This is a genomic window from Nitratireductor aquibiodomus NL21 = JCM 21793, from assembly GCF_000615975.1.
GTDB classification, from domain to species: domain Bacteria; phylum Pseudomonadota; class Alphaproteobacteria; order Rhizobiales; family Rhizobiaceae; genus Nitratireductor; species Nitratireductor aquibiodomus.
In genome coordinates, this window is the sequence record NZ_BAMP01000081.1 from 1 (window position 1) to 18,681 (window position 18,681).

Annotated in this window: 20 protein-coding genes and 1 pseudogene; 8 read left to right on the plus strand and 13 right to left on the minus strand. The window is 62.4% G+C overall.

Going from position 1 to position 18,681, the window contains the following annotated elements; genetic code table 11:
* Window positions 1-872: M42 family metallopeptidase (locus JCM21793_RS18015; protein WP_025031249.1), on the minus strand; the 872-nt coding region annotated here is incomplete at its 3' end.
* A 99-nt stretch (window positions 873-971) separates the two neighbouring features.
* Window positions 972-1,673, minus strand: coding sequence for an ArsR/SmtB family transcription factor (locus JCM21793_RS18020; protein ID WP_025031250.1), 702 nt, complete (start codon window positions 1,671-1,673; stop codon window positions 972-974).
* 71 nt (window positions 1,674-1,744) lie between these two features.
* Here JCM21793_RS18020 and JCM21793_RS18025 point away from each other — a divergent pair, with 71 nt between their 5' ends.
* The 3 genes from JCM21793_RS18025 to JCM21793_RS18035 are packed head-to-tail and all read left to right on the plus strand — an operon-like array spanning window position 1,745 to window position 2,700.
* Window positions 1,745-1,960 carry a DUF1127 domain-containing protein gene (locus JCM21793_RS18025; RefSeq protein ID WP_025031251.1) on the plus strand — a complete coding sequence of 72 codons (216 nt, stop codon included), beginning with the start codon at window positions 1,745-1,747 and terminating at the stop codon, window positions 1,958-1,960.
* 24 nt (window positions 1,961-1,984) lie between these two features.
* Window positions 1,985-2,356, plus strand: a complete 372-nt coding sequence (locus JCM21793_RS18030; RefSeq protein WP_051556233.1) for an NIPSNAP family protein — start codon at window positions 1,985-1,987, stop codon at window positions 2,354-2,356.
* Entirely contained in the window at window positions 2,353-2,700 is a 348-nt protein-coding gene (locus tag JCM21793_RS18035; protein ID WP_025031253.1) for an antibiotic biosynthesis monooxygenase family protein, read from the plus strand. Before JCM21793_RS18030 ends, JCM21793_RS18035 begins: the two co-directional genes overlap by 4 nt.
* A gap of 6 nt (window positions 2,701-2,706) precedes the next feature.
* Here the strand turns inward: JCM21793_RS18035 and mbfA are convergent, their stop codons facing one another.
* The 5 genes and pseudogenes from mbfA to JCM21793_RS18060 form a co-directional block, all read right to left on the minus strand.
* Window positions 2,707-3,690 carry an iron exporter MbfA gene (mbfA, locus tag JCM21793_RS18040; protein WP_007007984.1) on the minus strand — a complete coding sequence of 328 codons (984 nt, stop codon included), beginning with the start codon at window positions 3,688-3,690 and terminating at the stop codon, window positions 2,707-2,709.
* Window positions 3,691-3,792: 102 nt separating this feature from the next.
* The gene (locus JCM21793_RS18045) at window positions 3,793-4,926 is read right to left on the minus strand and encodes an ABC transporter permease (protein WP_007007985.1); all 1,134 of its coding nucleotides are present in this window, start codon (window positions 4,924-4,926) and stop codon (window positions 3,793-3,795) included.
* Window positions 4,923-5,840, minus strand: a complete 918-nt coding sequence (locus JCM21793_RS18050) for an ABC transporter ATP-binding protein (protein ID WP_025031254.1) — start codon at window positions 5,838-5,840, stop codon at window positions 4,923-4,925. Before JCM21793_RS18050 ends, JCM21793_RS18045 begins: the two co-directional genes overlap by 4 nt.
* Window positions 5,837-6,789 (minus strand): annotated as a pseudogene (locus JCM21793_RS28395) (HlyD family secretion protein). The gene JCM21793_RS18050 and the pseudogene JCM21793_RS28395 overlap by 4 nt, the downstream one beginning before the upstream one ends.
* On the minus strand, window positions 6,786-7,487 hold the full coding sequence (locus tag JCM21793_RS18060) for a CerR family C-terminal domain-containing protein (RefSeq protein ID WP_025031255.1): 702 nt from the start codon (window positions 7,485-7,487) through the stop codon (window positions 6,786-6,788). The pseudogene JCM21793_RS28395 and the gene JCM21793_RS18060 overlap by 4 nt, the downstream one beginning before the upstream one ends.
* Before the next feature lie 137 nt (window positions 7,488-7,624).
* Here JCM21793_RS18060 and JCM21793_RS18065 point away from each other — a divergent pair, with 137 nt between their 5' ends.
* From JCM21793_RS18065 to JCM21793_RS18075, 3 genes are all read left to right on the plus strand, one after another.
* Window positions 7,625-8,440, plus strand: coding sequence for a YiiX/YebB-like N1pC/P60 family cysteine hydrolase (locus JCM21793_RS18065; RefSeq protein ID WP_025031256.1), 816 nt, complete (start codon window positions 7,625-7,627; stop codon window positions 8,438-8,440).
* Complete coding sequence (locus JCM21793_RS26860; protein ID WP_244439849.1) at window positions 8,440-9,678, plus strand: cation:proton antiporter domain-containing protein; 1,239 nt, start codon at window positions 8,440-8,442, stop codon at window positions 9,676-9,678. The genes JCM21793_RS18065 and JCM21793_RS26860 overlap by 1 nt, the downstream gene beginning before the upstream one ends.
* A gap of 100 nt (window positions 9,679-9,778) precedes the next feature.
* On the plus strand, window positions 9,779-10,573 hold the full coding sequence (locus JCM21793_RS18075; RefSeq protein WP_025031257.1) for a DUF2189 domain-containing protein: 795 nt from the start codon (window positions 9,779-9,781) through the stop codon (window positions 10,571-10,573).
* A gap of 22 nt (window positions 10,574-10,595) precedes the next feature.
* Here JCM21793_RS18075 and JCM21793_RS18080 read toward each other — a convergent pair whose 3' ends face one another.
* Window positions 10,596-11,174, minus strand: coding sequence for a MarR family winged helix-turn-helix transcriptional regulator (locus tag JCM21793_RS18080; protein WP_306306773.1), 579 nt, complete (start codon window positions 11,172-11,174; stop codon window positions 10,596-10,598).
* Here JCM21793_RS18080 and lepA point away from each other — a divergent pair.
* Window positions 11,173-12,981: a translation elongation factor 4 gene (lepA, locus tag JCM21793_RS18085; RefSeq protein WP_025031259.1), complete on the plus strand. Its 1,809-nt coding sequence runs from the start codon at window positions 11,173-11,175 to the stop codon at window positions 12,979-12,981. The genes JCM21793_RS18080 and lepA overlap by 2 nt on opposite strands.
* A gap of 189 nt (window positions 12,982-13,170) precedes the next feature.
* Here the strand turns inward: lepA and JCM21793_RS18090 are convergent, their stop codons facing one another.
* From JCM21793_RS18090 to gyrB, 5 genes are all read right to left on the minus strand, one after another.
* A complete protein-coding gene (locus JCM21793_RS18090) occupies window positions 13,171-13,578 on the minus strand; it encodes a hypothetical protein (protein ID WP_025031260.1) in 408 nt (135 codons plus the stop codon).
* A gap of 60 nt (window positions 13,579-13,638) precedes the next feature.
* Window positions 13,639-14,121, minus strand: coding sequence for a hypothetical protein (locus JCM21793_RS18095; RefSeq protein ID WP_025031261.1), 483 nt, complete (start codon window positions 14,119-14,121; stop codon window positions 13,639-13,641).
* A complete protein-coding gene (locus JCM21793_RS18100) occupies window positions 14,118-14,753 on the minus strand; it encodes a CGNR zinc finger domain-containing protein (RefSeq protein ID WP_025031262.1) in 636 nt (211 codons plus the stop codon). The genes JCM21793_RS18095 and JCM21793_RS18100 overlap by 4 nt, the downstream gene beginning before the upstream one ends.
* A 125-nt stretch (window positions 14,754-14,878) precedes the next feature.
* A complete protein-coding gene (locus JCM21793_RS18105; protein ID WP_025031263.1) occupies window positions 14,879-15,544 on the minus strand; it encodes a dihydrofolate reductase family protein in 666 nt (221 codons plus the stop codon).
* A 155-nt stretch (window positions 15,545-15,699) separates the two neighbouring features.
* The gene (gene gyrB / locus JCM21793_RS18110; RefSeq protein ID WP_025031264.1) at window positions 15,700-18,147 is read right to left on the minus strand and encodes a DNA topoisomerase (ATP-hydrolyzing) subunit B; all 2,448 of its coding nucleotides are present in this window, start codon (window positions 18,145-18,147) and stop codon (window positions 15,700-15,702) included.
* Window positions 18,148-18,368: 221 nt separating this feature from the next.
* Between gyrB and JCM21793_RS18115 the strand changes: the two genes are divergently transcribed.
* On the plus strand, window positions 18,369-18,681 hold a 313-nt coding region (locus tag JCM21793_RS18115; protein ID WP_025031265.1), incomplete at its 3' end, for an NmrA family NAD(P)-binding protein.

An 18,681-nucleotide genomic window follows, 5' to 3' on the forward strand; every position in this document is an offset into this window, starting at 1 on the left:
GTGCGCTGGTAGGGGATCGCCTTCTTTTTGGCGAGCTGCTCGACCTCGCGCACCAGCGCCTGATCAGCGATGAAGGAAGAGTCCTTCACATGAAGACCGAAGCCTTCTCCCTGCTTCGTCACCGCCTCGTGCTCGCCGATGCCCGGCGTGTCGCAGGCAAGCGTCGTGTCGATGCCGAGGCCGATATCGGGCTTCACCGCATAGGCGGCCGTGCGCGCACCGCGCAGCCCCACCTCTTCCTGAGCGGTGAACGCAACATGGATCTCGCAATCATGCTTCGTGCCGGCTTCCTCCAGCGCACGGATCGCCTCAATACCGAGCCAGCAGGCGACGCGATTGTCGAGCGCCTTGGAGACGAATTTTTCTCCCATTTCCAGGAACGGCTCGTCCATGACCACGAAGTCGCCAACCTGCACCAGATCGCGCGCTTTCTCTCCAAGCCCCATATCGACGATGAACTCGCCGGGTTCGGGCACCTTCTTGCGCTCTTCCGCACTCTGAATGTGAATGGGCTTGCCGGCGGGGTTCATCACGCCCTTGTAATCGCCGCTCTCGGTGCAGACGAGCACGCGGCGGGAGAACAGGTTGCGCGGGTCGAAGCCGCCCACCGGGTCGAGATGGAGGAAACCCTTCTCCGTCACATGGGTGACGAGAAAGGCAATCTCGTCCATGTGGCACAGAAGCATGATTTTGAGCGGGTCGCCCTTGACCTTCCTCCGCGGCTTGCGCACGCACAGGAGCGACCCCATCGGGTCGGTCCGCACTTCGTCGAACAGTCCATCGATCTCTTTTTCGATGAGGGCGCGGACGCGCGTTTCGTGGCCCGGCGCACCCGGCGTTTCGCAGAGCCTGCGCAGCAGTTCGGTGTTCATCATTGTCCCCGGCAGAGCTTTGTTGGAATCATCGGTGAAGCGCGACCATGGCGCAAAGCAGCGCGGAAAGAAATGGCCACGCCGCCGCTTCAGACTGGCTCACGCGCCGGTCCGGCCTTCGTCTGCCCGCAGCATCTTCTCGAACGCGGCGCGCCCGGGCGGCGTAAAGCGGATGACACGACTGTTCTTTTCCCGCCGTGCCCATTTCAGCGCAATGAACCGGTCGAGCATGCCAGCGCCCAGACTGCCCGCCAGATGCGAGCGCCGCACGCTCCAGTCAAGGCAGGAGCGGCATACCGGGCGGCGCTTCCCGCGCATCGCCTCAATGTCGAGACCGAAACCGCTGAAGAATCCGGCCCCTTTGTCCGTGAGGTTCACGTCGTCTCCATCGATGGCGATCAACCCGCGCCCGGCAAAGGCATCGAACATGGCGACGCCTGCCTCGCCCGCCAGATGGTCGTAGCAGATTCTGGCTTCGCGCATGGCCGTATCGCGCGGGCCGGGCAACACCTTTCGCGGCCCCAGCGCCGCCGCCACGCCCATGATGGATTCAAGCATGGCGGCCACCTGATGATCCGCCAGTGCGTAATAGCGGTGGCGGCCCTGCCGCGTCATGCGCAGCAACCCGCCATCTGACAGCCTGGCAAGATGCGCACTGGCTGTGGGCAAAGTGACGCCCGCTTCCATCGCCAGTTCACTGGCCGTGAGCGCCGTGCCTCCCATCAACGCCGCCAGCATATTGGCGCGCGCCGGGTCGCCGACGAGGCTTGCGATCTGGGCGAGGTCCGTTCCTGCTTTCATAGTTCGATGCTAACCAAAGTATGAATGTTCGACAAGCGCTATTCTCGGACCATCGAACAGGGAGAGAAGCGATGCGGGCATATGAGAGATCGATCATTCCCCCCGTGGAACAGGCCAAAAACCGCCGAACGTGGATCCTGTCGTGGTTCTACCGGCTCGCGCTTGCTTCGGAGCGATACCGCCAGCGGCGCGACCTCGCCGATCTCACCGACGAGCAACTCCGCGATGTCGGCCTCACCCGCCGTGACGTGGAACGCGAATGCGCAAAGCCCCTCTGGGACGTCTGACACAGAAAACAGGAAAACGCTTCCATGCTCATCGAAGCATGCCAGCAGAAAGGGATCATACCCGTGACCATCACATGCTTCATCCGTTACGAGATCGACCCATTCAAACGGGATGCCTTTGCGGAGTATTCCCGCAACTGGGGGCAGGCGATCCCACGCGCCGGTGTCGATCTCATCGGCTATTTCGCGCCATATGAGGGGTCGGCGACGACCGCCTATGGCGTCTATGATGTCGACAGTCTCGCTGCCTATGAGGCTTATCGGACACGGCTTGCGGCGAGCCCCGAGGGTCGCGCGAATTACGAGTTCGCAAAACGCGAGCGCTTTATTCTCAAGGAGGATCGCTTGTTCCTGAAACGCGCTTCTGCGCCTCATGCCGAATGGGTGCGGCCATGATCGCAGTTATCTTCGAAGTTCAACCTGCAGAGGGCAGGCGCGATGCCTATCTCGGCATCGCCGCCGACCTGCGCCCGCTGCTCGACGGGATCGACGGCTTCATTTCCATCGAACGCTTCCAGAGCCTCAACGACGAAAGCCGCATCCTCTCACTGTCTTTCTGGCGCGACGAGGAGGCGGTCAAGGCCTGGCGCAACACGGAGGAGCACAGGCAGGCCCAGCGCGCGGGTCGCGGCGGAATATTTGCCGGCTATCGTCTGCGCATCGCCCATGTCCTGCGCGATTATGGCATGACCGAGCGCGCGGAAGCCCCGGAAGACAGCCGCGCGCTGCACGACGCATGAGCGGCGTCAGGCATTGCCGATGAGCATGCCCGTGGCAAACACAAGAGCGCCGCCAAGCACCACCTGGAAGGTGGCGCGGCTCCACGGGGTCTCCATGTAGCGGTTCTGGATCCAGGCGATCGCCCACAGCTCGATGAAAACGATGATGAAAGCGATGATGGTCGCCGTCCAGAAATGTGGGATCAGATAGGGGAGCGCGTGGCCAAGGCCGCCCACGGTCGTCATGATGCCCGTGGCAAGACCGCGCTTGATCGGCGAGCCGCGCCCCGAGATCACACCATCGTCGGAGGCCACTTCCGTGAAACCCATGGAGATGCCGGCGCCGATGGACGCGGCGAGACCGACGAGGAAGGTCTGCCATGTGTCGCCCGTGGCAAATGCTGCAGCGAAGATGGGCGCAAGCGTCGAGACCGAGCCGTCCATCAGGCCGGCAAGGCCAGGCTGCACATAGGTGAGTATGAACTGCTTGCGCTCGGTCTGCTCTTCCTCGGCGCGTTCGTCTTCGCCCAGATGCTTCTCGGAAAGCCGGTGCGCCAGAGATTCATGCGTCTTTTCGGCGATGGCCAGATCGCCAAGCAGTTTGCGAATGCCGGCGTCCCCGGTTCGTTTGGCCGCTTCCACGTAGAAGCGATGTGCCTGCTCTTCCATCTGCTCGGCCTGCGCACGCACATTGTCCAGCCCAAGCGGGCGCACCAGCCAGTCGGGCTTGCGGTCGTAATAGCCGCGCACATGCTCGCGGCGGATCAGGGGAATGCGCTCGCCGAAGCGCTCCCTGTGCGCCTCGATCAGCGCCGCACGGTGTCCGTCCTCTTCCTCTGCCATTTCATCGAACACGGCCGCCGAATGCGGGTATTCGTCGCGCAGCCCTTCCGCATAGGCGCGATAGATGCGGGCGTCGTCCTCTTCCGAAGAGATGGCAAGAGCGAGAATCTCCTGTTCATCGAGTGAGGAGAAAGGGCGGCGGTGGGAGCCGAAGAAGCGTGAAAACATGACAGAGGCAATCCATTGTTTAGAATAATTCTAAGATAGAGATCAGCTCCATCGTCGTCAATAGATTAGAATAGTTCTAAAATATGAATTCCGCCGGCGCTCTCAATCCAGCGTCCGGCGGAACCGCATCAGCGCGAACCCGGCATAGACGATGATGAACAGGACGAGGATTCCCGTCTCGAAGGCGACTGTCGGCAGGTCCGCCCCCTTCAACATGACGGCGCGGATGACGCGCAGGAAATGGGTGAGCGGAAAGATCTCTCCCAGCCATTGCGCCCAGTCGGGCATGCCGCGAAACGGAAACATGAAGCCGGAGAGCAGGATCGACGGCAGGAAGAAGAAGAAGGTGAGCTGCAGGGCCTGCATCTGCGTGCGGGCGACGGTTGAGATCGTGTAACCGAGCAGAACGAGTGCCAGAACGAAGATCAACACCGCCGTCAGAAGCAGCCACAGGCTGCCGATGAAGGGAACGCCGAACAGCAGTTTCGCCGCGCCGAGAATGACCGCCACCTGCACCGCACCGACCACCAGATAGGGCAGCACTTTTCCGAGCATGATCTCAAGCGGGCTCGCCGGCATGGCGAGCAGGTTTTCCATCGTGCCGCGTTCGCGTTCGCGGGTGAGCGCGATGGATGTCATCATCACCATGGTCATCTGCAGGATGACGCCAAGCAGCCCCGGCACGATGTTGTATTGCGAGATGCCCTCGGGATTGTAGCGGCGGTGGACGATCACTTCGAGCCGGTCAGCCGGCTTTGCCTCCGAAGCCGGCACGCCGCGCTCGCGCAAGAGCGCCTCAGAAGCAACCGTTCCGAGCGTGGAGATCGCTCCTGATGCGACGGACGGATCGGTCGCGTCGGCCTCGATCAGAATCTGCGGCCGCTGCCCCCGGTCGACACGGCGGGCGAAATCCGACGGGATGGTGACCACAAAGACCACCTTGCCACTCGCCATGAGCTTCTCGGCCTCCGCCGCGCTCTCCACCACATGATCGAAGCGGTAGTAATCGGTGTTTTCGAGCGCCGAGACCATCGCCCGGCTGTAGTGATCCTGGCTGAGCGAGACGAGTGCCGCCGGCAGAGCCTTCGGGTCGGAGTTGATCGCATAGCCGAACAGGACGAGCTGCATCAGCGGCACGCCCAGCATCATGCCGAATGTGATGCGGTCGCGCCGCATCTGGATGAACTCCTTGATCAGCAGGGCAATGAGCCGACTAAATGAAAAGAAGCCGTTCATTGCATGTTGTCCGTGGAATTGGCCATGAACTGGATGAAGACATCCTCGAGGCTCGTTTCGCCGCGTGATACGCGCACACCCTCGCGCCCGTCGAGATCCTGCAGCGCCGCCTTGAGCGCTTCTTCGTCCGATCCCACCACATGAAGGCTTGCGCCGAAGGGTGCCACCTGCTCCACGCCAGGCCGCTCCCGCAACTCGGCGGCCAGCTTCTCCAGCTTCGGCCCGTCAACGAGATAGGTGACAAGCCCGGCGTCGCGCACCACATCGGCCACGGACCCCGTGGCCAGCATGGTGCCGTAGGAGATGTAGGAGATGCGGTGGCAGCGCTCGGCTTCATCCATGTAGTGGGTGGAGACGAGAACCGTCAGCCCGTCGGCGGCAAGGCGGTGAATCTCGTCCCAGAAATCGCGCCGCGCCTTGGGATCGACACCCGCCGTCGGCTCATCGAGCAGGAGAAGTTTCGGCTGATGCATGATGCAGGCCGCCAGCGCCAGCCGCTGCTTCCAGCCGCCCGAAAGCGTGCCGGCGAGCTGGTTGCGGCGCGAGGCAAGGCCGAGTTCCTCAAGTGTGCGGTCCACATGCGCACCCACCGGCTTCAGATCGTAGAGCCGGGCGACAAAGGCCAGGTTCTCCGCTATGGTCAGGTCTTCATAAAAGGAGAAGCGCTGGGTCATGTAGCCGACTTCGCGCTTGATCTTCAGCCCCTCGGTTCGCAGGTTGAAGCCCAGAACCGTGCCATCGCCCTCATCCGGCGTCAAAAGCCCGCACATGATGCGGATCGTCGTCGTCTTGCCAGACCCGTTCGGGCCGAGAAAGCCGACTATCTCCCCCCTGGCCACCTGCATCGTCACATCGTTGACGACCGTCTTGTCGCCGAAACGCTTTACCAGACCGTGGACATCAATCGCGTTCATGGCGCGTCGGCTTTCAGGCGCACATCCACGATCTGCCCCGGCTGCAGGCTGCGCGCGTCACCCTCCGGCCGCGCCTCGACCAGATAGACAAGCTTCTGGCGCGTCTCGAGCGAATAGATCACCGGCGGGGTGAATTCCGGATCCGGCGAAATGTAGGAGATGCGTGCCGTCAGCCCCGGCGCACAACCGTCGCAGTTCACGGCCAGAAGCGCATCGGGTTCAAGGCCGGAGAATGCTGCTTCTGGCACATAGACCTTGAGCTTCACCCCGCCGTCGGGCAGCAGCGAGACGACCGGAGCCGAAGGCCCGGCCACATCGCCCGCATTGCGGATCACATCGTCGATGCGACCGGCGGAGGGCGCGGTGATGGCACGTTCGGAAAGGCGCCAGCGCGCCTGTTCCAGCGCGGCTTCCATCTGGTCGCGGCGCCTGGCGGCAGCCTGATTGCTTCGGCGCGGGCTGGCAATCGTGCAACAGCCAGATTGGCCTCGGCCTGGCCGACCCGCGTGTCCGCCAACTCCTTTGCCGTGCGCGCCTTGTCGAGTTCGGCCTCCGTAGCGATGCCCCGGCGGGAGAGGCCTTCCGTCCGCGCGAGCACGCGGCCGGCTTCCGCCGCCTCGGCCTTTGCCGATGCAAGGGCAGCCTCCAGAACGGCGATTTCTTCGGGTCGCTTCGGCTCCTTTAGATCGGCAAGCTGCGCTTCCGCTTCCGCCAACCCCGCCTCGGCCTGCCGCACGGCAATGCGCGCATCCGTATCATCCATCACGGCAACCGTGGCGCCCTTCTCCACAAAGGCACCGCGCCGCACCGGAACGGCACTCAACTGCCCCACTTCCGTGGGTGCAAGCAGCACATAATCGCCTTCCACATAGCCCACGGCCAGCGGCTCGGCTGAACCGCAACCGGAAATCAGCCCGGCGAGAACCGGTATGGCGCAGAGCATGCTCATGATGTTTCCTTTCCACGCGTCCGCGCGGCGAGTATGGCGTCGAGGTTGCCCCCGGCTATGGCCGTGATGGCCGCTGCTTCGCGTGCGCCGATTTCACTCCAGCCCATGCGCCGCTGCACCGCTTCGCTGGCGATGCGGAAATAGACGAGCTGACCGATCAGCGTGAATACGGTCAGCCGCGTCTCGTCGCTCTCCGCCGGTTCCCCGGTCGCTGCCTCCCAGACCGCGCAAAGGCGCTTGTGAACCGGGGCGAATATGCCTTCATAAATGCGATCGAGTGCGACCGTGGGGTGGGAGAGTTCCCGCAGCACGAATTTGACGATCAGCCCGGCTTCGGGCCGCGCGGCGATGAAGCCGGTCATCGTATCGAGCACCTGCATCAAGACGGCGCGGGCCTCGGAAGGCGTCAGAGTTGCGCCGTGATCCGGCTTGAGGTCGAGGGCACTGCCGGCAATCCTGCCGATCAGTTCGACGATGTAATCGGCACAAGCCGCGCGCAGGCCTTCCTTGCCGCCGAAATGATAGGAGATCGACCCAATGTTCGCGCCAGCCGCGCGCGCGATCTCGCGCGTTGTCGTGCCGTCGAAGCCTTTTTCGCCGAAAAGCTTAAGCCCCGCCCGGATGAGCGAAAGCCGCGTGTGATCCGCCGATGAAAGCCGCGTTTCGGCATTCTGCGTATTGCCATTGTCATGCACCATATCTCTGATTTAATCAAACGTTTGAATTAAGTCAAGCCGATCTCTGTTTACCTCTAGCCGCATCAGGCCGTTTGCCCGACGCGATAAAACCTCTAAGTTCCACCTGCCATTGATCGAAGAATCGCGGACGGGAGCGAATGAGCGAACAACCCAGCACCCTGCTCGACCGGTTCGGCCGCTTTCTGGCGCGGCGGCTCCAAAGCGAATCCTCAGGGTATCAACCCTACACGCCGTCCGACCCCGAAACGCTGCATCGCACCCTGCAGCCCGGCGATATTCTGCTGATTGAAGGCAATCAGCGCATTTCGGCAGCGATCAAATATCTGACCCAGTCCACCTGGAGCCATGCCGCGCTCTATGTGGGCGATGCGCTGCCGGAGCCCGAAGACGGCTCCGAACGCCCCCGTCTCGTCGAGGTCATCCTAGGCGATGGCTGCATTGCCGTGCCGCTTTCCAAGTACAAGACCTACAACACGCGCATCTGCCGGGCGAACGGCCTTACACCGGACGATCGGAACCTGATCGTCGGCTTCATGATCGAAAAACTCGGCCTGCGATATGACATGCGCAACATCTTCGACCTGCTGCGCTATTTCCTGCCGACACCGCCCGTTCCCGTACGCTGGCGCCGGCGCATGATCGCCATCGGCTCGGGCGATCCGACGCGCGCCATCTGCTCCTCGCTCATCGCCCAGGCGTTTCAGAAAGTCGGCTACCCGATCCTGCCCGAAATCACCAAGGCCAAGGGGCACGCCTCGGCCGAATCCACCTATTCGCGGCAGGAAATCCTCCACATCCGCCACCACAGCCTTTTCACCCCGCGCGATTTCGATCTCTCGCCCTATTTCGCCATCGTCAAGCCAACCCTCACCTTCGGCTTTGACTACAAGACGCTGAACTGGGGCAAACCGAAAAGCGGCGATGCGGCTGTGGAAGACAGGGGATCACGCTGATGGACGTTCACGTGGCGCTGGTCCTTCTTTTCATCGCTTTCACCGCCTACTCACTGGTCTCTCGAAAGCTTGAAGCCTCGGTTCTCTCCGGCCCCATGCTCTTCACCGCGCTGGGCTATGGGTTTCATCTCACGGATGCAACGCTGACCTCACCGCTCGACAATTCGGTCGTCGAGTTCCTCGCAACGGCGACGCTGGCGATCATCCTCTACCGCGACGCTGCCAACATCCGAGTTTCAAGCGTGATGGCCAAGCGCGCGACCGCCCTCCTTTCCGCACGGCTCCTCTTCATCGGCATTCCGCTCACCATCCTTGCCGGCACTGCCGCGGGGATGTTTCTCTTTCCCGCGCTCGGCCTCTTCGGCGCGCTTGTGCTCGCCATCGTCCTGACCCCGACCGACGCGGCACTGGCGCAGCCGGTTTTCGGCAATGACGGGCTGCCCGAAGTCGAGCGCGAGGCCCTGGACGTGGAAAGCGGGCTCAATGACGGGCTGTGCCTGCCCCTGCTCCTCATTGCACTGGCACTCGCCGCCGACACCGGTGGCGGTGAAGGCATGGCCGGGCACGCGGCCTTCTTTCTGAAACAGGTGGTTTTCGGACCGCTCGTCGGGCTCGCCGCTGGCTATCTCGGCGCCGTCGCCGCAGACTTTGCTTTTACACGCGCCTTTTCCAACCCAGCCGGGCGCACGCCCATCATGGTCGGGCTTGCCGGGCTCGCCTATCTCGGCGCAGAACTGGCGGGCGGCAACGGATTTCTTGCCGCCTTTGCAGCGGGGCTGGCCTTTGGCTGGCGGCTGCCTGCCGAAACGGTGGAGAAGGCGAGCAATTTTGCCATGACCGAGGGATCGATCCTCACCAATCTCACCTTTCTCCTGTTCGGCGCGGCCATGCTGCCGCAGGCGCTGGAAGCGCCCGCCCTGCCGGCGCTTTTCTATGCAGTGCTCAGCCTCACCGTCATTCGCATCGTTCCCGTTTTCATCGCCATGCTGGGAACCGGAACAGGCACACGGGCACGGCTTTTCGTCGGCTGGTTCGGCCCGCGCGGCCTTGCTCCGTGCTCTACCTCATTCTCGTGGTCGACCAGTCCGGTTTCGACGTGGCGGAGGCAATCACCAACATCGCCGTCTTCACGATCCTTCTGTCCGTCATCCTGCACGGCGCTACCGCACCGTTCGCCAAACGGGCATTCTTCCCCCTGCGATCCTGACGCCGCTCACCACCTGCTCCAGAAGATGTGACCGACGCCTGTCTCGCCGCGATGCCGCTCAGGCCCTATACTCCGGGCTTGGTTTGCCGTCGGGGTGCGGTCTGCGTCCTGGCATATCCGGGAGGTCTGAAATGGCGGATTTTCATGTCATGGCCGGAACCGACAAGACCCTGTCCTTGCCGGCTGTTCGCAAGATCAGCACGTCGGATGTCATCGATGCGCTGGGGCGCGGGCTCGATGATTTCTGGCAGAAACCTTCGCACTACGCGTTCCTGTGCCTCATCTACCCGCTTGTCGGGGTGGTGTTGATCTACTGGGCTTCGGATGCAAACGCGCTTCCGCTGCTTTTCCCCCTGGCCTCCGGCTTTGCGCTGCTCGGGCCATTTGCAGCCATCGGCCTTTACGAAATCAGTCGAAGACGCGAAGCCGGGCTCGATACCAGCTGGCGGCACGCGCTGGCAGTGCGCAAGTCACCTGCGATACCATCCATTATCGCCGTTGGGGCAATGCTGTTCGCCATCTTCGTGACGTGGCTGCTGGTTGCTCAGGGGCTTTATGTGCGCCTGCTCGGTCCAGAACCGCCGGCATCGATCTCGCTGTTCCTTGAGAGCCTGTTCACCACCGACGCCGGCTTCATGCTGCTCGCGCTCGGCAATGCGATTGGCTTCATTTTTGCCCTCGTGGTGCTGATTACCACGGCCATCGCCTTCCCCATGCTGCTTGACCGCGACTGCGGCGCCGTTGCCGCAATTGTCACGTCGGTGCGCGCCGCCAGCATCAATCCGCTACCCATCGCGCTCTGGGGCGTGCTGGTAGCCGGTGCGCTCCTCATCGGGTCACTGCCGCTCTTTGCCGGTCTTGCTGTGGTCATGCCAATTCTCGGCCACGCCACATGGCACCTCTACCGCAAGCTGGTCGCCGATTGAAACCCGCCAAGACAGGGCGTAGTCACGCCCTGTCTGCGGCTTCAGGTCCATAGAGATTCTGCGCCATCTTGCCCAACGCCCCGAAAAGAACCCGGCGCTCATCGTCAGCCAGGCCAGAAAGCGCCTCTTCATAGACGGAAGCGCTGATTTCCTGGATGCCGCCACAGGCGTCTCTTGCTTTTCTGGTCGCATAGATCATGCGCACGCGCCGATCCGTTCTGGCAAGGCGGCGTTCGACCCAGCCATTCTCGGCCAGCCGGTCGACCATCCGTGAAACGCTGATCGGTTCCACTTCCAGAAGCTCGGCCAGCCGTACCTGCGGAACGCCATCTTCCTTCAACAGCCGGAAAAGCAGCCGCCACTGGGCAGATGAAAGTCCGAATTCATTGTCCTGTTCCAGGAAGCGCTTGCGCATGAGGCGCGCAACGTCATGGATCAGGAAACCCAGCTTGTTTTGGTCAGGATCGCACATGTGCGGGATATATGGTCGGCCGATCGCATCCGCAATGTTGCTGTTTTTTCCTCCTGACACGGCGCGCGGCTCCTTCCCTGCAGCAATCTGCTTGTCGAAGAACGGGCCGCCTGCTAAGGCCAGCGGCATGACGAACACGCCACTTTCCCATATTCGCAACTTTTCCATCGTCGCGCATATCGACCATGGCAAGTCGACGCTCGCCGACCGGCTGATCCAGATGACCGGCTCGCTGGAAGACCGCGAGATGAAGGATCAGATCCTCGACTCGATGGACATCGAGCGCGAGCGCGGCATCACCATCAAGGCGCAGACCGTGCGGCTGGAGTACGACGCGCGCAACGGCGAGCACTATGTGCTGAACCTGATCGACACGCCCGGCCACGTAGACTTTGCCTATGAGGTTTCTCGCTCGCTCTCGGCCTGCGAGGGCTCGCTTCTGGTGGTCGATGCCAGTCAGGGTGTAGAAGCCCAGACGCTCGCCAATGTCTACCAGGCAATCGACAACGATCATGAAATCGTGACCGTCTTGAACAAGGTGGACCTGCCGGCTGCCGACACAGACCGCGTCAAGGAGCAGATCGAGGAGGTGATCGGCCTCGACGCTTCCGATGCAATCCCGATATCGGCCAAGACCGGCGTGGGCATCGACGAGGTGCTCGAAGCCATCGTCACACGCCTGCCGGCGCCAAAGGACGGCGACCGGGAAGCGCCGCTCAAGGCACTCCTCGTCGACAGCTGGTACGATGCCTATCTGGGCGTGATCGTGCTGGTCCGCATCATCGACGGCAAGCTCAGGAAGGGTCAGACCATCCGCATGATGGGCACGGACGCCAAGTACCCGGTTGACCGGGTCGGCGTCATGACCCCGAAGATGGTCATGGTTGAAGAGCTCGGTCCCGGTGAGATCGGCTTCATTACCGCCTCCATCAAGGAAGTGGCCGACACCCGCGTCGGCGACACAATCACCGAAGACAAGCGCCAGACGGCCAAGCCCCTGCCGGGCTTCAAGCCGGCGCAGCCGGTCGTCTTCTGCGGCCTCTTCCCGGTCGATGCAGCGGACTTTGAGGATCTGCGCGCCGCGATGGGCAAATTGCGTCTCAACGATGCCTCGTTTTCATTCGAGATGGAGACCTCGGCGGCCCTCGGCTTCGGCTTCCGCTGCGGCTTCCTCGGCCTTCTGCATCTGGAGATCATCCAGGAGCGGCTGGAGCGCGAGTTCAATCTTGACCTCATCGCCACCGCGCCCTCGGTGGTCTACCGCATGAACCTGACCTCGGGCGATCAGGTCGAGCTGCACAATCCGGCCGACATGCCGGACGTGGTGAAGATCGCCTCCATCGAGGAACCCTGGATCAAGGCCACGATCCTCACGCCGGACGATTATCTCGGTCCGATCCTCAAGCTCTGTCAGGAGCGCCGCGGCGTCCAGACGGATCTTTCCTATGTCGGCAAGCGCGCCATGGTCACCTATGAGCTGCCGCTCAACGAGGTGGTGTTCGATTTCTATGACCGGTTGAAGTCCATCACCAAGGGCTATGCCAGCTTCGACTATCAGCTCACCGGCTACCGCGAAGGCGATCTCGTCAAGATGTCGATCCTCGTCAATGAGGAGCCGGTGGATGCGCTCTCCATGCTGGTGCACCGGCAGGCCGCTGAGAAGCGCGGGCGCGTCATGTGCGAGAAGCTTAAGGAGCTGATCCCCCGCCACATGTTCAAGATCCCGATCCAGGCGGCCATAGGCGGCAAGGTGATTGCCCGCGAAACCATTTCGGCCATGCGCAAGGATGTGACGGCGAAGTGTTACGGCGGCGACGTGACCCGCAAGCGCAAGCTGCTCGAGAAGCAGAAAGAGGGCAAGAAGCGCATGCGCCAGTTCGGCAAGGTCGAAATTCCGCAGGAAGCCTTCATCCAGGCCCTGAAGATGAGCGACTGACACGCATGGAATGCGAATCGGGTGGGCTTGCTGCCACGGCAGACAAACCCACCCTCGATGCCGCTGATACGGGCTGCCCCGCCACCCGGGCCCGGCGACATCGTCTCTTGTCCAGCTCAGCGGTAGTGCTGACTCTGGCTACTGGTGCAGCGCGTGCGCTCTGGCGGGTGTTGGTCAAGGATCGGCGGTTCAGCGCGCTTTCAGCTTGAAACCGCCGCCACTACATTCGACGATCTGTTTGCCGGCCATCTGATAGGCTGAGTCCCACGAGACCTTCACCGACTTCGGACAGCTGCGATACGTCTTGTTGACGAGGTTCACGCTTCCCTGCGGCGTGTTGGCGGTGATCTTCACCAACTTCAGGCCCTTCGTGCTGCTGATGGTGCAGACCACATGGTTGGGCACCGAGCAGTTCATCGAGGGGCCCGCCATCTGCGGGGCGAGCGCGAACTGGCCGGCCACGCCGGCGGTCGGTATGGCCGTCGCCGAAAGCATCACGAGCGAGGCTGCGGCCATGGCGATCCGGTTTGTCTTGAAAGAGTAGGGCATTGTCATCTCCAGTACGGGTTTCAGGATGGGGCAATCGCGCCCCGGCATCCGTCAGTCGCCACGGTCTGGAGAAAGGTTCATGAAAAAATTCAGGTCGACGCTGGGCTCTCAATCTGGATTGAGATGATAACCCGGACCGATGGTGAGCGGTTTGTCCGGCACCACCCGGTCGCTGATCTGGCTCGTGAAATCCATCTCGGTCTGCCAGAGCAGGGAAGTCTTCTGCCGGTCGTAGACGCGGATTGAGACATGATAGGGCTTCCTGGCCTCGACCCCGCGAACGGGTGGCGTGCGCAGCGCGTAGCGGTCGGTCATCGTGCTCACCCGCTCCGATACCACGAGCGGCGCGCCGCCGGACGGATCGTCGAATGTCGCTTCGATGATCGAGCCGCTGGCCAGCGGCCGCACCACCTGGGCGGTAAAACCGTAGAAGACCTCCGCCTCGCGATAGTTGAACATGAAGCCACCACCGAGGATCTTGATATAAGGCTCCTGCGAGGGGTCGTTGCGGGTGAACCAGCCGATGGTGAAAAGCACGGCGCAGAGCGCCAGCGCGGCAAGGATTATGCTTCGCAAAGAGAGGGATTTCACGCCCGTTTCTCCCTTGTACGGGCAGCATGCCGGCGCGCTTTTGCCGTGCCGCCACAATGATCCATGCTGCACCAGCGGCGCGATGCATTCTTTGTTTCGTCAAAGAAGAGCCACCCGCAGCCGTCAGGTCCCGGACATGCCTTCAGCCGCCCAAGATCGTCGCCGGTGAGCATCGCTTCGGCACAAAGCACGACGGCATGGAGCGGCGCATCGAGATCGAGGCGGCTCTCGTCCCAGTTCCAGACAAAGCCGGCCGGCTCCCGTGCAAGCCGCTGTTGCTGCCGGGCCTTGCCTGAAAGCCGGCTCAGCTCTGCCAGCCCGCCCTCCGGCGGATCGCAGCCCTCGATCACGCTCCGGAAAAGAGCGAAGAGCGTTTCACGGAACCGGATCGCCCTGACATGGGCTGCCTCTGCCCCGCGCCCGTCCGCCTCCGCCAGCGTACGCAGACGCTCGAGCGACGGCGCGTCAAAGAAGTCTACCTGCCCGGACCAGCCCAGCAGAGCAGCATAATCGGACAGGTAATCCTTCGTTACCGGCCGCGAGCGGCTGTTGACCGTGTTGACGAAGTCCAGGCAGGTCCGACCACCGAAGAAGAACGGAACCGGCCATGCGACAGTTCGGGCATCATGCATCGCACGCTCCTTCAATCTAACCAGCTAAAATAGTTTTGCCGGTTAGTCAATAAAGGCGTAACGACGGGAAAGCCGGCGCACCCGGGTGTCGCCGGTTCCGCAACCCCTTGTGTGTGCCCCTTCGCTCAGACCAGCGTCCGACGCCGTTCGATTTCGGCATCTGATGGGGGTTTTCCCGCGAAGGTTCCGGTCTTCACCTCGCCCGCGCGGGTGTATCGGTTGACCTGCGTGCCGGCCTCGGTGGTTCTGGAGCCCGTTAGCCGAAACGTGCCTGGAGCCACTTCTGTGCCGGTCCTGAACAGCCGCTTTCCCTTGCCCAGCACCACCGGAAATGTGGTGATGGTCAGCTCGTCGACGAGGTCGTGCGCAAACAGGGTCTGGAGGAAATCCGTGGACCCCTGTGTGAGCAAAACCGGACCATCCTCGCTCTTGAGCGCCTTTACCGCAGCCACCGCATCCGCGCCGAGACTCCGGCTGTTCTGCCAGTCGAGCTTCAGGTCGGGATTGCGGGTGGCGACATATTTTGTGACGCGGTCGAAAATACTCCCGATCGGATCGCCTTCGTCCTGATAGGGCCAGTAGGCGGCAAAGATGTCGTAGGTCTTGCGCCCGAGCAGCAGGTCGAAGGGCTGCGAGAACATCTCGCCGATGGCCTCACCCAGCCCTTCGTCGGCGAGCGGTTCGACCCACCCTCCAAAAGGGAAGCCGCCCGTCGGATCTTCCTCGGGTCCGCCTGGCGCCTGCATGACACCATCGAGGCTGACCATCGCACTCACGATGACTTTTCGCATGTCTTCTCTCCCGTTCCGGGCCGGACAATTCCGGCTTCACCTCAAGGACGCGGATCGGGCACGCAACCCGACAAGGCATTGGAATTCCCCTGCCGGAAACGAAAGACGGCGCCGGTTTCCCGGCGCCGCTCGATAATTTTCTCTATGGAAAACAGTCAGATGTCGAGGTTTGCCACCGACAGCGCATTGTCCTGAATGAATTCGCGGCGTGGCTCCACCTCGTCGCCCATAAGGCGCGAGAAGAGCGAATCCGCGTCCGTTGCGTCCGTCACCTTCACCTGAAGCAGCGAGCGGGCATCCGGGTCGAGCGTCGTCTCCCAGAGCTGTTCGGCATTCATCTCGCCAAGGCCTTTGTAGCGCTGCATGGTAAGGCCCTTGCGGCCGGTCGCGAAGACCTGGTCGAGCAGCGCCATCGGCCCGGAAATGACTTCGGACTTGTCCTTGCGGCGCAGTACGGGCGATTTGGTGTAAATCTCCTGAAGGCGGGCGGTGTAGCGGTCGATCGCGCGGGCATCGGCAGAAGCGACCAGTGCCGAGTCGAGCACCACCACCTCGCGCACGCCACGCACCGTGCGCTCAAAAAGATAGCCGCCCGCGCCCTCGTTCGAGGGGTTCACGCGCCCTTCCCAGCCGCGCTCCGTGTCCTCGGCGATCATGTCGAGCCGCTCCGCCACGTGCTTCACAGCTTCGGCTGCCCGGCCCGGATCAGCCAGCACCGCCGCGTTGAGCGCGCCGGCAATCGCCGCCTGCTCCACCACCGAACGGTCGTAGCGGGTGTGCAGGCCGTTGATCAGCGAACGCACGCCGCGCGCATCGTCGATCACCTGTTTCAGATCCTGTCCGCCGCGAACTTCACCGTTGGAAAGCTCCAGCGTCGCTTCTTCAAGGCCGGAATCGATCAGGAATTCCTCGAACGCCGCCTCATCCTTGATGTACTGGACCGACTTGCCGCGCGTCACCTTGTAGAGCGGCGGCTGGGCGATATAGAGATGCCCGCGCTCTATCAGTTCCGGCATCTGCCGGAAGAAGAAGGTGAGAAGCAGCGTGCGAATGTGGGCGCCGTCGACGTCGGCGTCCGTCATGATGATGATCTTGTGGTAGCGCAGCTTCTCGGCGTTGAATTCGTCCTTGCCGATGCCCGTACCGAGTGCCGTGATCAGGGTGCCGATCATGTCGGAGGACAGCATGCGGTCGAAGCGCGCACGCTCCACGTTCAGGATCTTGCCGCGCAGCGGCAGGATCGCCTGGTTCTTGCGCGAACGACCGGATTTAGCGGAACCGCCAGCGGAATCACCCTCGACGATGAAGAGTTCGGACTTCGCTGGATCGCGTTCCTGGCAGTCGGCGAGCTTGCCCGGCAGGGACGTGATGTCGAGCACGCCCTTGCGCCGCGTCAGCTCGCGCGCCTTGCGGGCAGCCTCGCGCGCAGCGGCGGCTTCCACCACCTTGCCGATCAGCGTCTTGGCTTCTGCTGGATGCTCCTCGAACCAGGTGCCGAGCGCCTCGTTGACGAGGCTCTCCACCACCGGGCGCACCTCGGAGGAAACCAGCTTGTCCTTGGTCTGGGAGGAGAATTTCGGGTCCGGCACCTTCACCGAGAGAACCGCCGTCAGGCCTTCACGGCAATCGTCACCGGTGAGCGAAACCTTTTCCTTCTTGGTCAGGCCCGAGCTCTCGGCATACCCCGTCACCTGACGTGTCAGCGCGCCGCGGAAACCGGCCATGTGCGTGCCGCCATCGCGCTGCGGGATGTTGTTCGTGAAGGCCAGCACATTCTCGTGGTAGGAATCGTTCCACCACATGGCCACTTCCACGGTAATGCCGTCCTTTTCGCCGCCGATGGAGATCGGCGCGTCGATCAGCGGTTTCTTGGCGCGGTCGAGATATTTCACGAACTCGACAATGCCGCCATCGAACAGGAATTCCTGCTTTCTCTCGTCGGCATGGCGCTTGTCGGTCAGAAGAATGCGCACGCCCGAATTCAGGAAAGCGAGCTCGCGCAGGCGATGCTCGAGCGTGTCGTAGTTGAATTCCGTCATGGTGAAGGTGTCGGGCGAAGGCAGGAAGCTCACTTCCGTCCCCGTCTCGTCACCGGCCTCGCCCGTCACGGCAAGGGGCTCATCCGCCACACCATGGGTAAAGCTCATCTCATGGATCTTGCCCTTGCGGCGGATCTTGAGTTTGAGCCAGATCGACAGCGCGTTCACCACCGACACACCAACGCCATGCAGGCCGCCGGAAACCTTGTAGGAGTTCTGGTCGAACTTACCGCCGGCATGAAGCTGCGTCATAATGACCTCGGCCGCAGACACGCCCTCTTCGGCGTGCATGTCGGTCGGGATGCCGCGGCCATTGTCGGTCACGGTGCAGGAGCCATCGGGGTTGAGCGTCACCGTCACAAGCGTCGCGTGGCCGGCCAGCGCCTCATCGATCGCGTTGTCGACCACCTCGTAGACCATGTGATGCAGGCCGGACCCATCATCCGTATCGCCGATATACATGCCGGGGCGCTTGCGGACAGCGTCCAATCCCTTCAAAACCTTGATGGATTCTGCGCCGTATTCAGCCGGTTCGCCTGGGAGAGTTTCGGGCGTGTCGCTCATCAAATTCTTTCACTCAGGAGCCCTGGGGGAACCCCCTTTAGGGCATGGGAAATCCACGCCGCGAATCATCCGGCGCCTATCCCCCAAGATATAGGCGTTTCAGGGCTTTTTTCCAAGTTTTGCGGCGATTTCCGCCTGGGGAGGAAAACAACGCCCGAGCACCCTTTGCCTTTGGCGCGAAACCGATTATGTAGCCCTTGAGAAATCGGAGACCGAGGCAAATGGCCACCATCAGCCAGAAACCTAAGCTCATCACCATTTTTGGCGGCAACGGCTTTGTCGGCCGCCATCTGGTGCAGGCCCTCACCAAGCGCGGCCACCGGGTGCGCGTTGCGTGCCGCAATCCCAATACAGCGATACATCTGCAGCCGCTCGGCAATGTCGGCCAGGTGCAGGCGGTGCAGGCGAACCTGCGCAACCGCGCCTCTGTCGACCGGGCCGTGGAAGGGGCTGACCATGTGATCAATCTGGTCGGTATCCTCTATGAATCCGGCCGCCAGTCCTTTGATGCGATTCAACATTTCGGCGCCCGCG